The 14,694-nt window shown below is 70.9% G+C and carries 18 protein-coding genes and 1 pseudogene; 8 read left to right on the forward strand and 11 right to left on the reverse strand.

Annotated elements, in window-relative coordinates:
- Positions 1-29 precede the first annotated feature (29 nt).
- Together IA22_RS37525 and IA22_RS0109235 are read left to right on the forward strand one after the other, a co-directional pair.
- Positions 30-491 (forward strand): hypothetical protein, encoded by a 462-nt coding sequence (locus IA22_RS37525; protein WP_245229559.1) that lies wholly within the window; start codon positions 30-32, stop codon positions 489-491.
- Positions 492-651: 160 nt separating this feature from the next.
- Positions 652-1,542, forward strand: coding sequence for an LLM class F420-dependent oxidoreductase (locus IA22_RS0109235; RefSeq protein ID WP_030123275.1), 891 nt, complete (start codon positions 652-654; stop codon positions 1,540-1,542).
- A gap of 21 nt (positions 1,543-1,563) precedes the next feature.
- On the opposite strand, the gene IA22_RS0109240 is transcribed toward IA22_RS0109235, so the two are convergent.
- The 3 genes from IA22_RS0109240 to IA22_RS36765 form a co-directional block, all read right to left on the reverse strand.
- Positions 1,564-2,409 carry a GNAT family N-acetyltransferase gene (locus IA22_RS0109240; RefSeq protein WP_030123276.1) on the reverse strand — a complete coding sequence of 282 codons (846 nt, stop codon included), beginning with the start codon at positions 2,407-2,409 and terminating at the stop codon, positions 1,564-1,566.
- Positions 2,410-2,522: 113 nt separating this feature from the next.
- Positions 2,523-3,194, reverse strand: coding sequence for a maleylpyruvate isomerase family mycothiol-dependent enzyme (locus IA22_RS0109245; RefSeq protein WP_051694784.1), 672 nt, complete (start codon positions 3,192-3,194; stop codon positions 2,523-2,525).
- A 557-nt stretch (positions 3,195-3,751) separates the two neighbouring features.
- Positions 3,752-4,156: a hypothetical protein gene (locus tag IA22_RS36765; protein ID WP_143685066.1), complete on the reverse strand. Its 405-nt coding sequence runs from the start codon at positions 4,154-4,156 to the stop codon at positions 3,752-3,754.
- On the opposite strand from IA22_RS36765, the gene IA22_RS0109255 reads away from it, so the two are divergent.
- A complete protein-coding gene (locus IA22_RS0109255; RefSeq protein WP_030123278.1) occupies positions 4,155-4,676 on the forward strand; it encodes a GNAT family N-acetyltransferase in 522 nt (173 codons plus the stop codon). The genes IA22_RS36765 and IA22_RS0109255 overlap by 2 nt on opposite strands.
- Positions 4,677-4,707: 31 nt before the next feature.
- On the opposite strand, the gene IA22_RS0109260 is transcribed toward IA22_RS0109255, so the two are convergent.
- Complete coding sequence (locus IA22_RS0109260; protein ID WP_030123279.1) at positions 4,708-5,289, reverse strand: DUF1707 SHOCT-like domain-containing protein; 582 nt, start codon at positions 5,287-5,289, stop codon at positions 4,708-4,710.
- Positions 5,290-5,456: 167 nt separating this feature from the next.
- Between IA22_RS0109260 and IA22_RS0109265 the strand changes: the two genes are divergently transcribed.
- Positions 5,457-6,968, forward strand: a complete 1,512-nt coding sequence (locus IA22_RS0109265; protein WP_030123280.1) for an alpha/beta hydrolase — start codon at positions 5,457-5,459, stop codon at positions 6,966-6,968.
- 92 nt (positions 6,969-7,060) lie between these two features.
- Here IA22_RS0109265 and IA22_RS0109270 read toward each other — a convergent pair whose 3' ends face one another.
- The gene (locus IA22_RS0109270; RefSeq protein ID WP_030123281.1) at positions 7,061-7,327 is read right to left on the reverse strand and encodes a hypothetical protein; all 267 of its coding nucleotides are present in this window, start codon (positions 7,325-7,327) and stop codon (positions 7,061-7,063) included.
- Positions 7,328-7,385: 58 nt separating this feature from the next.
- Positions 7,386-7,682, reverse strand: a pseudogene (locus tag IA22_RS0109275) (DUF6250 domain-containing protein); the annotation flags it as partial.
- A 153-nt stretch (positions 7,683-7,835) separates the two neighbouring features.
- On the opposite strand from IA22_RS0109275, the gene IA22_RS0109280 reads away from it, so the two are divergent.
- On the forward strand, positions 7,836-8,258 hold the full coding sequence (locus IA22_RS0109280; RefSeq protein WP_014158049.1) for a PPOX class F420-dependent oxidoreductase: 423 nt from the start codon (positions 7,836-7,838) through the stop codon (positions 8,256-8,258).
- Positions 8,259-8,391: 133 nt separating this feature from the next.
- Here the strand turns inward: IA22_RS0109280 and IA22_RS36770 are convergent, their stop codons facing one another.
- The gene (locus IA22_RS36770; RefSeq protein ID WP_157840923.1) at positions 8,392-8,559 is read right to left on the reverse strand and encodes a hypothetical protein; all 168 of its coding nucleotides are present in this window, start codon (positions 8,557-8,559) and stop codon (positions 8,392-8,394) included.
- Between the two features lie 118 nt (positions 8,560-8,677).
- On the opposite strand from IA22_RS36770, the gene IA22_RS0109290 reads away from it, so the two are divergent.
- Positions 8,678-9,352 carry a DUF4232 domain-containing protein gene (locus tag IA22_RS0109290; protein ID WP_030123283.1) on the forward strand — a complete coding sequence of 225 codons (675 nt, stop codon included), beginning with the start codon at positions 8,678-8,680 and terminating at the stop codon, positions 9,350-9,352.
- 62 nt (positions 9,353-9,414) lie between these two features.
- On the opposite strand, the gene IA22_RS0109295 is transcribed toward IA22_RS0109290, so the two are convergent.
- Positions 9,415-10,359 (reverse strand): alpha/beta hydrolase family protein, encoded by a 945-nt coding sequence (locus tag IA22_RS0109295; protein WP_014158047.1) that lies wholly within the window; start codon positions 10,357-10,359, stop codon positions 9,415-9,417.
- Between the two features lie 195 nt (positions 10,360-10,554).
- Here IA22_RS0109295 and IA22_RS0109305 point away from each other — a divergent pair, with 195 nt between their 5' ends.
- Together IA22_RS0109305 and IA22_RS0109310 are read left to right on the forward strand one after the other, a co-directional pair.
- Positions 10,555-10,935, forward strand: coding sequence for a MerR family transcriptional regulator (locus IA22_RS0109305; protein WP_014158046.1), 381 nt, complete (start codon positions 10,555-10,557; stop codon positions 10,933-10,935).
- A 275-nt stretch (positions 10,936-11,210) separates the two neighbouring features.
- Complete coding sequence (locus IA22_RS0109310; RefSeq protein ID WP_014158045.1) at positions 11,211-11,642, forward strand: VOC family protein; 432 nt, start codon at positions 11,211-11,213, stop codon at positions 11,640-11,642.
- Positions 11,643-11,694: 52 nt separating this feature from the next.
- On the opposite strand, the gene IA22_RS0109315 is transcribed toward IA22_RS0109310, so the two are convergent.
- The 3 genes from IA22_RS0109315 to IA22_RS0109325 all read right to left on the reverse strand — a co-directional run bounded on the left by IA22_RS0109315 (position 11,695) and on the right by IA22_RS0109325 (position 14,629).
- Positions 11,695-12,444: a hypothetical protein gene (locus IA22_RS0109315; protein ID WP_014158044.1), complete on the reverse strand. Its 750-nt coding sequence runs from the start codon at positions 12,442-12,444 to the stop codon at positions 11,695-11,697.
- A gap of 101 nt (positions 12,445-12,545) precedes the next feature.
- A complete protein-coding gene (locus tag IA22_RS0109320; protein WP_014158043.1) occupies positions 12,546-13,313 on the reverse strand; it encodes an NPP1 family protein in 768 nt (255 codons plus the stop codon).
- Between the two features lie 179 nt (positions 13,314-13,492).
- On the reverse strand, positions 13,493-14,629 hold the full coding sequence (locus tag IA22_RS0109325; RefSeq protein ID WP_245229560.1) for a hypothetical protein: 1,137 nt from the start codon (positions 14,627-14,629) through the stop codon (positions 13,493-13,495).
- Positions 14,630-14,694: the final 65 nt, after the last annotated feature.

A 14,694-nucleotide genomic window follows, 5' to 3' on the forward strand; every position in this document is an offset into this window, starting at 1 on the left:
TCCGCCCGGGTTCACCCGAGCGCGAGCGCGTGGACGACGCGACGGGCTGGGCCGGGAGAGGCTACTGGGACGACCTGATGGCCGGTGCGGCACTCGGGCGGGCTCAGCGGGCGGCCACGGAGGAACGGAGCGTGCTGGTCACCGATGCGCTGCGGCGCGACGCACGCGGCGAATCCCGGGAGGAGGCCGGGGAGGATCTCGACACGGCCGCGGTCGCCGCCGCGGTCGAGTTGTTGCAGGGGGCCCGCAACGCCCCGCTGCGTCTGCTCCTCGCCCACCGCGTGGCGGCGTACGTTCTGACGTTCGCCTTGTCGTTCGGGCTGAACAAGGCGCTGGTGTGGAGCGGAGCCCTGGAATTCAGTCTGTGGGGCTGGCTGTTGTACGTACCCCTGTTCGCCGCCGAGGCGAAGCTCCGCCGGGCGGAGCGCATCGGCAAGGAGCGTGTCGTGGCACGCGTGCAGGCACGGCACCAGGCGGCGGACACCGTGTGACCGGTTCTCCCGGGCAGGCGTCCGCGGATGCCGTGGCCGGCGGCGCCCGGTCGCCCGCGTCCCGCGAGCACGGGGCCTCACCGTGCTCGCCGTCCGCTGCCGTTCGGATGAACCCGCGTCCGGCCGGGAATAGCGGGGACGGTACGTGGTTGGCCTCGACATGACTTCTGAGAAACACGGGACATTCGGACGGATCGGCATCTGGAGCAGCGCCCTGCACGGGTCGCGGACGGACGACGCGGGCAGGGGGGCGATCGCGGAAGCCGTCGCCGAACTCGAGGAGATGAAGTACGGCACCCTCTGGATCGGAGGGAGCCCTTCGGTCGAGGACGCGGCAGCGGTCCTCGGCGCCACCCGCGCGGTCACCGTGGCGACCGGCATCCTGAGCATCTGGGACCACTCCGCCGAGGACGTGGCGGCGAGGGTCGCCGCGATCGATGCGAGCGCGCGGGGACGGTTCGTACTCGGTCTGGGCGTCAGCCACGGCCCGATGGTGCCCCAGTACGCGAAGCCCTACAGCGCGATGGTCGCCTACCTCGACGCTCTCGACGCGGCGACACCGCCGGTGGACTCCGGGCACCGGGTCCTCGCGGCGCTCGGTCCGCGGATGCTGAAGCTCGCCACCGACCGGGCGTCGGGCGCCCACCCCTATCTCGTCACCGCCGAGCACACCGCGGAGGCACGCGCCGCGCTCGGACCCGACGCGCTGCTCGCCCCTGAGCTGTCGGTGGTCCTCGACACCGACGTCGAGAGGGCCCGCACGACCGCACGGAACATGTTGTCCATGTACCTCCGGCTTCCCAACTACACCGACAACCTGCTGCGCCTGGGATTCACCCAGAGTGATTTCGACGGGGGCGGCAGTGCCCGTCTTCTCGACGCCCTCTTCGCCCTGGGTGACACCGCGCGTGTCAGGGCCCGGGCCCTTGAGTACCTCGATGCCGGGGCCGATCACGTGGCCCTGCAGATCCTGACCGCCGACGAGGGCGGCGGCGGCCTGCCCCGGACCGAGTGGCGTGAGCTCGCCGGGGCGTTCGCCGACGAGTTGTAGAGCCCGCTCCGTCCTAGGCCGCTATCCGAGCTCGATGGTGGTGGCGGCGTAGATGCCGGGCAGGTCGATCTCGGGTACGCCCCCCGTGTACATCCGGGCGCACTCGAAGTTCGGTTCGAGCCCCAGACGTTCCACCAGTCTGATCGCCGCTCCGTTCGCATCGGGCACGTCCAGGGTCACCGGCTCGCCCTGCTGAGCTGCCGACAGGCCGTTCAGCAGGGCGAGTGCGACGTCGTCGGAGGCGGCGTGGAGCGGTCCGACACGTGCCCCGGTCCCGGCCGGTCGCACGGCCCCGAACCCCCTCAGTTCGCCGTCCCGCAGGGCCACCAGAGCGGTGTGGCCGGGTGTTGCGACCCACAACGAGAGGAAGGCGTCACGAGGCCCGGGGAAGAATCGGCGGTCGTAGGACGCCAGCGTTCCGAAGGGAACGGTTCCGGCGTCGACGAGCGTGATGTCTCCGGGGGCCTCCTCCGCGTGCGGCACTCCCGCGTACCGCACGTGGTTCCAGGCGGTCCGGAATCCCGACCTGCGGTAGTTGTCCTGCTGTTCGACCACGCCGTCGAGGCCCACGTTCCGGCCTTCGAGGTGCTTCATGGCCGCCCGCCACGCCTGGATCCCGTAGCCCTGACCGCGGACCGGGGGCTTCGCGATGTAGAAGCCGATGAACCCGTACCCCGCTCCGTACCGTACGGCGGAGACGGAGGTGACGGGTTCGGCGTCCAGCTTGCCCAGGAGGAACCCGTGCGGGTCGGCGGCGTGGAAAGGGAGCCGGTCCCCTCTCCCCGGGTTCCATCCCTCGTCCTCGGCCCACCGCAGGAAGATCGTCATCTCGCGGATTCCGGCGGTCGTGATCGCGTACTCACCCATGCCTCTCTTCTACTCGGTGTTCCGGCCGGTTCGGCGGATCGACGACGCGGATCCACCGGCTGCCGAGGTGCAAGGTGCTCGCGTTCCGTACGTCCCGGCTGCGACGACGCACGTCATGCCGACCCACAGCGTTCCCGGAGGAGGCCGACTCCCTCGCCCTCCAGTTCCCCGAGGTACGAGGCACGACCGGCCATGGCCATCACCAGAGCCGTGGTGGTGCCGGACACGAGTGGTCCGGAACCGGCGGTGAAGGGGCCGTCGGACGCGACGAGCCGGAGCCCACGGACGCGTCGCTTGGCGGGAAGCACGAGGTCCGAGCTCCGGTAGTGGTCGGCGACCCGGGTGACCGTCTCGATCGGGTGGTCGCGGTGGATCCCCAGCGGGCGCCGGATGTCCTCCGCGTGCACGATCGACTCTCCGAGCATGGCGACGACAGGGAGCGGCGGCTTCGTCGTGCTCGGCACGATGCTCCGGAACCGCTGCAGCGTCTCGGCCGGTGACGCCCCCAGGTGCTCCGCCAGCCGCATGGCCACCTGCCGGTCGAAGTCGAACCGGCATCGGATCACACCGGCCATCCATCGCACCGCGTTGAGGCTCGCCGCCGCGGTGAGGTGCGCCAGCACCTCTCGCACCGTCAGTTCGCTGCACAGTGAGGGGGTCGACCACTGCGCGTCGGACAGGCGGGAGAGGTCGGACGCCAGTGCCGCTCGCTCGGAGCGGATCAGGGACCAGGTTCCGCCGGCGCCAGGGCCGTTTTCCGCCACCGGTGTCGAATCGGTCGTCAAGGCATGTCTCCTGTCACAGATGTTCTGGGCGACGCCCTGGGCAGGAGCAGGCCGAGCCCCGTCAGGACGACAGAGGTGGAGACTGTGTCCGCACGGGAAAGTCATCGGCCTCGTGGGACGCATCAGCCGTGGAGACGCAACACGGCCGTGGAGCGCACGCTGGGAACATCGGGTCACAGGTCTCCGCGCATACAGACCCTCGGCCATCGGTCGAGACCGTGAGCGGCTTCCTGACGTCGGATCTCACGGAGCTCCGGGCCGGGCGCGTGGTCGTCGAGCGGCGGATCTAGGCAGCGCGTTCAGAAGGGCGCGTTCCACGCGACATCCGCGAGAAGGGCGAGCTCGTCGATGCTCGCGGGGCGGATGCGCATGAGGCCGTTCTCGTCGGATCGTGCTGGCGCGTGCCGACGGTGGTGCGGAGGGGCGGACTCACGCTCTGTGGGGAGCCCGCGCAGATGAACATGGAGCGATCGGGGCCGGACGGATGCTTCAGGCCCCTCCACGCGTGCCCGGCCGGAATGCCGCCTCCGCGGCGGTTCCGGCCGGGCACGCGAGGGTCATCGTCGGCCGATTCTGCGACCGTTTCCGATACCGGCCACGTGCAGGGCCAACAGGATCAGGCCGATCAGCATGACGTTCGTCGAAGAGAAGACGTCGTTCGTCGCTATCTCGGCCGCGTTGATCAGAAAAGCGATGAAAAACAGAACTGCCGCAGCAATACCCAACATGAGGTGGCTCCTTTCGCCGTTGGAACGCATGTGCCCCCGGATGCTCGCGTCAGACCTGGAACAGCGCGCCGGTAACGGCGTGTTCGGCAGAGAGACGACGCCATCGGATCGGCAGTGGTGGCCGCACGTCCGGTGCGGGACCTGATGCGCCTGTGCCTGCTGCCGGGCGCGGCGGTCCAGACAGTGCGACGGGCCCGGGGAAAGGTGTTGCGGAGCCGGCGCGTCGATCGACATGCTCACTTCCGTGAACCCCTCGCGTGAAGCAGTCGATTTCGGCGTCTCCGTCCGCCTCCACGTCCGCGACCTGCTGGCACGGGACCTGCCCGCGTGTACCTGGTCGGGCTCCGCCACGCATCTGCGGCATGTGGAGCAGGAGTTGGTGCGCGCCACGGCCGGAGAGGTGGACTACCTGGCCGTGTGCACCGCCGCGGATCTGCCGGTGGCGATCGGCGGAGTCGACTACCGGGTCTCCGAGGGGGCCGGAACCCTGTGGCAGCTCGCCGTGCTCCCCGCGCTGCAGGGGCACGGTCTGGGAACGCTGCTGATCCGGGCGGCCGAACAGAGGATCAGGGACCGCGGCCTGGGCAGGGCGGAACTTGCTGTGGAGGAGGACAACCCGCGGGCCCGCGCCCTGTACGAGCGACTGGGTTACGTCGCCCACGGCCGCGCACCGGACGCCTGGGACGCCGAAGGGCCCGACGGAGCGGTCCGTCGCTACGAGACGATGTGCGTGCTCATGCGGAGGGACGTGTGAGTTGCTCGGCCCCGGGCATGGCGGACCTCGCTCACCTGCTCTCCCGGAGCAGCTTGCGTCGTTCGCCGCGCTTGGGATGACGGACGGTCACTCCCCCCATCCCGCAGGTCCCTGTCAGGCGGATCAGGGGTGAACCCGGGAGCTTCTCCGGGGTCGTCCTGTCCCGCAGACCGGCCAGCGCGGGGTCGACCTGATCCGATTCCACCGCCCAGCCGTCGGGGACCACGATCTCGACACCACCGACCTGTCCGTCCACCTCGATCTCGACCACGCGCAGCCGGCACTCGACCCGCGTGAAGTCGATCCTCACACCGCCCATGCCGCCGTACGCCCGGATCTGCTCGGGCACGCGCCAGGATCCCCCCTTGACCGCACCCGCCATGCCGCCTTTGAGCAGCAGCGGCTGAGCGGGCTGCACGGCGGACACCAAGTCGGCTGTGAGCGGCGCCAGTTCGACGAGGGTCCGTGCCGACAGGGCCACTTCCAGCCGGGTGCCGAGTTCGTCGAGGTCGATGCGGCCGTCGGCCGCCGCGTCCTGCAACTCGGCCACCACCGCTTCGCGGTCGGCGTCGGAGGCGCGCAGGGGAACGGGATGCGAGGGCTCGGCACTCATGGGCCGATGATATCGAGCACGTCGGCCACGTGGGCCGCGAACGCCCGCCCACCGCCTGCGAGATGCGCCCCGGGGGCTCTCCGTAGGACGGTCGAGGGGCTGGCCCCCGGGCCGGGACGCAGGCCTGCCTCATGGGCACCCGGGCGCGACCCGACCACGCTTGACCCATGACGAACTGGATGCGCAGGACTCTCATTCCGACGCTCTGTGCCACCGCCGTTGCCGCCGCGATGACCGCCACCCCGCCGGTCGCCCTCGCGGCCGGCGCGGGGAGCACGCCCGTGCCCCACCTCGACTGGCAACCGTGCGCCCTGCCCCCGGGCACCACCGGACCCGCCGGTCAGGAGTGCGCGATCCTGCCGGTCCCCCTCGACCACCTCCGGCCCGGCGGACGCACCGTCCCCGTCGCTGTCACGCGGCTGCTCAGCGACCGGCCGGAGAACCGGCGCGGAACCCTCGTGGTGATCCCGGGTGGTCCCGGATCGTCCGGAGTCCAGCGGCTGGCGCAGAAGGGGGCGGTGTTGCAGGAGGAACTGAAGGGCGCCTACGACCTCGTCAGTCTCGATCCGCGCGGAGTCGGCGGCAGTGTCAAGGCTCGCTGCGGCATTCCGGCGGCGGATCGCCGCCTGGTCACCCTGCGGTCGTGGCCCACGCCGGGCGGCGGGACCACGGAGAGCGCCGAGCGGTCCCGCCGGACGGCAGGGTCGTGTGCCGCGAACGGGGGCGCGGTGCTACGGTCGTTCACGACGAGGAACGAGGCCCGCGACATCGACCTCTTCCGGCAGGCTCTGGGCGAGCGCGAGGTCTCGGTCTGGGGTACCTCGTACGGTGCCTACGTGGCGGCCGTGTACGACCGGACGCACCCCGGCAGCGTCGACCGCGTGGTCCTCGACAGCACCGGGGACCCTGATCCGTCGCGGGTGGCCCGGGGGTGGCTCGAGAACATGTCGCGCGGTGCGGCCGACCGCTTCGCGGACTTCGCGGCCTGGTCGGCGGACCCCGCGCGCGAGGCGGAGGGACTGCGGCTGGCCGCGCGGGCCGAGGACGTCGAGCCGCTGTTCCTCGCGTTGGCCGGGGAGCTGGACGGCGCTCCACGCGACTCGGGGACGCCCGGCGTGCCGCTGACCGGCAACGGGCTGAGGCAGGCGCTGCAGAACGCCCTCTACAGCGACCGGTCGTTCCCGGGGATGGCCCGTCTGATCCTGGAGGCCGGGGACCCGCAGGCCCTCCCGTCCCTGCCGCCGGACCTCGCCCAGGTCATCCCCGACGAGGACGCGTCACTCATGGTCTCGACCATCTGCAACGACGTGCGCTGGCCCGCTCCCGGCTCCGGGTACGCGCGACGGGTGGCCGCCGACCGGGCGCGGTATCCGTTGACGGCCGGGATGCCCGTCAACGTCACCCCGTGCGCCTTCTGGAAGGACGCCCCGGCCGAGGAGCCCGCCCGGATCACCGACGAGGGGCCGTCGGACATCCTCATGGTGCAGAGCCTGCGCGATCCCGCGACCCCGTACGCCGGCGCGCTCAAGATGCGTGCGGCGCTCGGTGCCCGAGCCAGGATGGTCACCGTCGGCCAGGGCGGGCACGGGATGTATCTGGGTAACGGCAACGAATGCGGCGACCGCGCCGTGACCCGCTTCCTCACCACCGGGCACCGCCCCGCCCATTGCGTGAACTGACCCGGCTCCTCTGTGATCCGGTCCGTCAGCGCCGCACGACAGCCGGCCCCGGCGGGGGCGGCGCGCTCACAGCCCCACGGGAGGCGGACGGCTCACGGGCTGTCCGCCTCCCAGGCCCAGCGCTTCGGGTCGCCTTCCACGGGCCCGTACACGGCGCTTCCTCCCGCCCCGAACTTTCCGAGCTCCGTGCCGAGCGCGGCACCCGACGCGAGGCGCTCGCCGGGCCAGCCGGTCACATCCAGGAGGAGCCCGTCCAGCGGGCCGGCCACCAGCTCCACGTAGACGCGCCCGGGGCGGGGCCCCGGATCGGGGTCGTCGTGGTCGGCGCCGTAGACGCGGCGCCTCATCAGTTCGTCCATGCCTCCAGCATCACAGTCGCCACTGACAGTCCCCGCGGTCGGCGGCGGCTCCGGTCCGTCACCCGCGTGCGGGCGGGCGCCAGACCGTGAAGTCGCTGATCCGGAAGTGGCTGGTGACCGTCCGGAACGCGAAGTGCCGGCTGGTGTACGGCTCAGGATCCCGGTGGTCGAACACCAGGCGCCCGTTGTTCCACCACTGCACGGTCGAACCGTCCGAGACGATCCGGACCCGGTTGGGCTCGCCGGCCCTCAGCAGGGGTTCCGTGTGGTCGAGCAGGAGTGGACGGTTGCCGGCCTCACCGACGTACCGTCGCAACCGGGAGGTGGTGTTGGAGTTGGCGCCGTAGCCGACGTAGGTTCCACTTCGGAGCCGTGCGGAACTCGCGGTTCGCGGCGCGGGCGCTACGTCGTGCCGCCCGTGCGGTGTGGCAGCGTGGAGGCGCACCCTCCGGACCACACCGTGTGGTTCAGCACCACAGGGAGGGCAGCGGTCAGCAGAGGAGAGAACATGTCGAAGCCGCCCCTTCCCGATGCCGCGGTCACCATGCTGCGCAAGCCCAACCCGGCTGTGATCGCGACCCTCCGTTCGGACGGGCAGCCGGTGTCCACGGCCACCTGGTACCTCTGGGACGACGGCCGGGTGCTGGTCAACATGGACGAGGGCCGCAAGCGCCTCGACCATGTGCGCCGGGACTCCCGCGTCACCCTGACGGTGCTCGACGACTCCGACTGGTACACCCATGTGACGCTGATCGGGCGTGTCGTCGAGATCAGCGACGACGAGGGCCTGGCCGGCATCGACCGGCTGTCACAGCAGTACCTCGGCCGGCCCTATGCGGAGCGTGACCGCGGCCGGGTGAACGCCTGGATCGAGATCGACCGCTGGCACGGCTGGGGCGGCTTCCGGGACAGCTCCCAGGCGGCGACCTGATTCTCCCGGCCGGACTTCGGCGCACGACCCGGTCGACGGCGCGTCAGGGCGTCGCGCCGTGTCCGGTCGGCGCACGACGAACGCGTCAGTCACCGGCCGGGGGCTGACGGCATCCGGTGCACGGCAGTCGTCCTCACCGCCTGTCGGGACGGGCGGCGCGTCGTCCGGCGACGGCACCCGGGAGCGCGCGGGCCGATCCGACACCGGCGTCCAGGTCGACGTCATCCTCCAGCGGTGCCGTCACGGTTCCTGGACCGTCGCTCCACCCGATCTCCCGGAACAGGATTCGACGCCGTTTCATGGAACCGATCCACTGAGACAGAACCTGGACATGCACGCGATCATTTCAAGATCGCCTCGGCTCTAGTGTCGTCGGTGTCAGCAGGAAGTACCGCAACCGACAGCCGCTGGAGATCAAGATGCGCTCGCGTTCCGCCCGTCTCGCCGTCGCCGCCGCGGCGGTGGCCGCCCTCGCCGCCACCGCCACCGCCTGCGGACCCGAGGACACCACGGACACGAGCAGTTCCGCGGCCTCCTCCGCCACCACCGCCCCCTCTGCCGGTGAAGGCGGCGACGCCCCTTCCACCAGCGGCAGCACGGCGAGTGGCGACAAGTCCAGTGGATCCGGCTCCAGCGGATCCAGCGACAAGAGCGGCTCCGGCGGCAGCGGGGACAAGAGCGGTTACGGGCAGTCCTGCGGTACCAACGACCTGGAGTTCACGGTCACCGCGGAGTCCCAGGCCGGCGGGTACTACCTCGTCACCGCCAAGGCCAAGTCCGGCATCACCTGCTACCTGGACGTCAACACCCCGAGCGTCTCCTTCGGTTCCGGTGCCGACGGCGTCGCCTCCCCCGTCGGGCAGGGCGGCGAGGACCCCATCGAACTCACCGGCTCCGCCGTGGCGTACACCGGAATCAACCCCAAGACCACGAACACCGACGGCGGCAAGGAATTCGAGAACGTCATCATCGCCGTCACGGAGGACGACCCCGACCCCGCCGAGCTCGAGCTCCCCGACACGGCCACCGTCGACAAGCCCATCGTCACCAACTGGTCCACCAAGCGCAACGAGACCGTCCCCCGCATCGTCTGACGAACCGGTTCGCAGCGCCCGGAACACGAGGGCACCCGGGCGATCGGGGTGCGGCACGGTGTTCATTTCGACTCGAGCCGCCCCAGGGGGTGCGAACCATCCATGAGGACCGCCTTCGCCGACTCCCAGTCGGAGTGGTCGGTCCCGGTGACATGGCGCAGGTAGGCGAGGGTGACCTGCTGGACGAAAGCGACGCGGCCGGGGTCCTCGTCGGTGGTCTCCGCCGCCTCGTAGCCGGAGATGCCCCCGAGGGAGTGCTGACCGCCGTGGACCGTCAGCAGGCTCTTGCCGCCGGGGCTGAGGGTGTACGGGTCGGTCGTCCAGGACGGCCCCCGGGTGGAGAGCGGGAGTTCGTCCTCGTCCCCGGCGACGACGAGGCAGGGTGCGGTCACGTGGGCGAAGTCCTGGCCGCGCAGCCAGGGAGCGTGCTCCAGGGCGAAGGGGGTCAGCTCGTCGCCTCCCTTGCCGGCCGTGGCCAGCTGGACAGCGGCCATGACGCGGTGGTCCGACATGTCCCACGTGGTTCCGGTTACCGGGTCGGTCACACGCAGGCCGACGAGGATGCCGGCGGTCTGGCCGCCGAAGGAGTGCCCTGCCGCGACGACACGGCTGTGATCCACCCGGCCGGCCAGTCCGGGCACGGACGCCTCCAGGACGTCGAGGTCGTCGAGGATCCGCCGCATGTCCTGGACGCGGTAGCGCCACAGGTGCGGCCTGCGGGGGTCGTCGCGCGCGACGACGTCGAGGCGCCGGGAGTCGAGGTGGGTGGCCCGGATCACCACGAAGCCGTGGGATGCCCAGTGGTCGACCAGTGGTGCGTAGCCGTCCAGGTTCGATCCGAACCCGTGCGCGAACAGCACGATCGGCAGACGGGTTCCGGTCACCGGGGCGGAGACGCGTACGTGCAGGTCCTCGCCGCGCCGGGGCGCGGGCAGTATGAGGGGTCCGACCGACACGGTCGGGGTGGAGGCGGGACCGGTGAGACCGGTCGTCCTGTACGTGGTCATGGTTGGCTCTCTTCCGGATGCGATGCGGTCAGGCTCTGTCCCGGTGGCGGACGCGTTCGTACGCACCGGTGCGATCCTGTGCGGGCCGGCGACCGGACCGGAGAGAGTCCCCCGGCCCGGCGCACGTCGGTTACGCTAGAACCTGACGTTGACGTCAGAGTCAAGTAGCTCGACGGAGGCCATGGAGGAGGCACGATCCGCATCGGTGAACTCGCCGCCCGTACCGGCGTCAGTGTCCGGGCCCTGCGCTACTACGAGGAGCAGGACCTGCTCGACGCGGAGCGCAGCCCGAGCGGCCAGCGGCACTACCCCGAGAGCGCTGTGGACCAGGTCCAGCTGATCCAGCAGCTGTACGCCGCCGGGCTGTCCAGCAGGACGATCGTCGAGCTCATGCCATCCGTGGTCGGGGGCCGCGCCACTCCCGCGCTGCTCGATCGCCTGGCGGAGGAGCGCGAGCTCGTCGAACGGCGCGTCACCGACCTCGTCCATGCCCGGGCCCGACTCGACTCGGTGATCGCGGATACCACCAGCAACATGCGCACCGGTGCCTCCTGTGGGCGAGGGGCCACCGCCTGACACCCGTCCCTCGTGATCACGGTGGTCGACGGCCGGGCCGGACGACGGCTCCCCTGCTGACACCGCCGGGGTTCTCCGAGCAGCGGGGGCCGGCCGGCCGGCCCACCGACGCGGTGAACGGTCGAAGTTCGGAAGCCGGCTGGCGTTTCGGGGTGCGCCGCACCGCCTCCGTGGGTGACGGTGGAAGTCCTTCGGAGTGCGCCGTGGCCTCTGCCGCCGGGGCCGCTCCGAGGGCAGGGAATCCGGCCTGGAACCGGCACTGCTGAGGAGGCTTCATGAACTGGACACTCGAGGTGGTCCCGGTCCCCGTCACCGACATGGACCGGGCGAAGGCGTTCTACACCGAGAAGGTGGGCTTCAAACTGGACCTGGACGACGAGGTGGCACCGGGCGTGCGCATCATCCAGATGACCCCGCCGGGGTCGCGGTGCTCGATCGCCCTCCTGCAGGGGATGCCGCCGTTCCCCGGAGAGCGCGCGATGGCTCCGGGCGCACTCCAGGGCCTCCAGGTCTGCGTGACGGACATCGAGGCCGCCCGCGAGGAGCTGACGGGCCGGGGCGTGGACGTCTCCCCGATCCGGCACGTGGGCGCGACGGGCTGGGAGGAGGGCAAGGGGGACACCTGGAATTCGTTCATGTCCTTCACCGATCCGGACGGCAACGGGTGGATGGTTCAGGAAGCCCCTTCGGAGCTGTCCGCCCGCTGACCCTCGGCCCGCCGGCACGACCGCCGCGGTCGGCGGTGGCCGATCGCCGTGCTCAGTGCTTCAGGCTCGACATCAGGTCACGCATGTCACTGATCATGGCAGCCTGGTACGGGGCCGGGTCAGGGACATCCGGTTCGTCACCGGCCCCGTCGTCGCCGTGGCCGTCGCTCTCGTAGAGCGTGGTCGCGGTGAGGCTGAGTGAGAGGACCGCTCCGCCCTCCAGCACGCGGAGCTCCGTGTCACCCTCGTCCCTGGTCAGCAGATACGCCTTGTCGCCGAGGACGGGTACGGTCTCCAGCTTCGCCTCCGGTTCGAACCCGAGGTCCGTCACCCGGCGCTGCGCCTCGAACTCGACCCCGGGATCGGTCTCCTTGTGCAGTGCGACGGCTATGCCGACGGTGTACTCGATGGACCAGCCGCCCTCGGCCGACTCCTCCCCTGCCCGGGAACGAAGAGGAATGTAGCACTGGATCCGGTCGAGGGCGGCATGCTGCAGCAGCCCTGTTCCGAGATCTCGGTCGGCCGTCCTCGGTGCGATCGCCGCGCCGAGAGACTTCAACCGCAGGGACGGACAAGGGTCCTGGTCGAGCCGGTACCCGTGCATGTCCGGACGCCGGTCGCCCGGTCCGTGGACCGACAGCGCCGCCGTCCAGAGGACCGACGCCATGGCCATACCGCCCAGACCCCACAGCCATGGCTTTCGGTGACGAGGTCCCCCTGCGGCATCTTGGGCGAAACCGTCCATCACCTCGCGGGTACCGGCCGCGCCGAGCTCCCCTGCCATCTCCGGCTCGGAAATCATTGCACCTCCTCAAGCCGCGCCTCCCGGCCCCTCATGGTAGACGCGGCGTCCCTTGTGCGGCCGGGCGGACCGATGCTGTGGTGTCGCCCGGCCCGGGGAGATCAGGCGTAGGGATCGAAGGGGATTCCGGCAGGACGGGCCTTCTCCAGGTGGGCGCCGAAATTCCCGTCCTTGAGGCCGAAGACCGCGCTGCCGAAGTTCGCCTGCACCAGCTTGTCCCGCAGGCCGGCGGGGTAGCCGTTCCACCCGACGAGGGTGGGGAACCGCCAGTCGTGGTAGTGGTTCTCCGGCGGTTCGTCGTTCGAGTTGGCGGGGCGGAAGCAGTGGGTTCCGATTCCGTCCTTGTGGTACACGACCTTGGGATGGGTTCCGTCCCATCTGATCTGGTCGCGGTTGTAGATGTCGAAGTCTCCGTGGGCGGAGGTGGACACGTAGCGGGCCTCGTTGTTCTGGATCCAGACGACGACGTGCTCCCAGTCGTGCCGGTGCCCGCCGAGACCGCTGCCGGCCACCGCCTGGTCCTTCTCGAAGTAGAGCCCGTACATCACCGCGCACCAGCCGTTGTTGCACAGGGAACGGGAGTAGCCGTTCGTGTTGTCCAGATCAACGGCGTCACGGCAGCTGCCGTTGACCGCACCTGTGGTGTTGAGGCCGGGAGCGATGGTTCCGTCGGGGCCGATCGCCGGCGTCGGATAGCAGCCGTCCGTGTCGTAGTCGAACGCCGGCTGATAGGCCTGCTCCATGGCGTCCGCGGAGGCGGGCAAGGCCGCCGGCGGGGCGGCGAACGCGCTGCCGGCGGTGGCGACGACCAGAGCGACGGCACTGGTGACGACGAGTATGCCCTTGCGGATCGGGGCGCTGCTTCTCACTGAGTCCTCCCGGTGGGCGCGTGTCTGTGGGGGGGGCACGCGGCTACGCCTGGCATGCCCATCGCAATCACTTTGAACCCTGTGAACGAACGCCTGCTGAAGTCGAGTTGGCGAAAGCACGCCGGTGGAAGTGACGTCAGCCGACGGGTGGGCAGGGCCTCGCGGGCAGCTGTCCGCGCTCAGCGCCCGCGGGCGGCAGCGGGGGCGGCCGCACCTGCCGTCCCCGCCTGCGCGGCCTTGCCCGGGCGCAGGGTCCACGGCACCGGGTCGGTGTTCGTCAGCCACCCCTCGGCGATCAGCCGGCGGATCACGTGGATCCGCAGTTCCCGGGACATCTTTCCCCAGCCGAGCGCCTTGCACAGCTGCTTGACGGAAGGCCCATGGCCGTGCGCCGCACGGAACGCGGCGGCGGCCTCGGCCGCCGCGGGCCCCTGGTCGGGATACTTGGCAGCCCAGACACCGTAGGCAGTGCGCGCCTTCTCGCCGAACTGGGCGGGAAGGGCCTTGCGCATGAACGCCTCCGACACCCTGGCCGTGGACAGCGCGCACTCGGGGCAGCCCTCGACGGTCTCGACATGGCGTCGCAGGGCCACGCTCGCCCGATCCTTCCACTCCTGCCAGCTGGGCCCTTCCTCCTCCGGCTCGTCACGCGCGCCGGGCCGGACATCCGGCAGGGGCCGCATCCCCGCCAGATGACGCACCGCGTCGGCCAGCAGGTACCTCTCACCGTCGAACTCCCGCAGGAAGCCCTTCTCGAGCAGCTCCGGCAGGGCGGCCCGGCAGTGGTCCGGGAGGTGGGCGGGCAGCGCGCCGTGCTCATCGGCAGGTCCGTGGGCCGCCAGGAACAGCGCGGCCAGCCGAGCCGCCGTCGAGGTCTTCTTGACCGGCTTGGCCGACAGGGTCCTGACGGTCCAGCCCGACACCCGTGAACGCATCACCTTGCCGAAGGGAAGCCGTGCGTCCGGCCGGCCCGCGAGGTCCGGCACGGTCACGCCCACGGGGGTCACCATGTCTCCGCCGAGCAGCGCCTCGTGCCCCTGCCAGCCGAGGGACGCGAAGGCGGTGACCGCTCCCTCCGGGTCGGCCAGGCGGAGGGTGCGCACATCCTGGCCGGTCAGGTTGCCGACACCGGACCGTGCGGCCCGGATGGCGACGACGGTCGCGAGGAGCTGCGCGTCGGCCGTCGTCAGCGGCAGCGCGCTCACGTAGACCAGGAGCGCGCGTGCGGCCTCTCCCTGGTGGGGCGTCAGCAGGAAAGGCTTCGGGGCCACCACCGGTACGGCCGGGGCGAAGGGTGCGTTGAGGGATGAGGACACGCCCTGCACAACGCGCGCGGAGACACGAGGTCACCGTCCGCGCCGATGTATGTCCGAAAGCGATC

It is taken from the genome of Kitasatospora papulosa (genome assembly GCF_000717245.1).
GTDB classification, from domain to species: Bacteria; Actinomycetota; Actinomycetes; order Streptomycetales; family Streptomycetaceae; genus Streptomyces; species Streptomyces papulosus.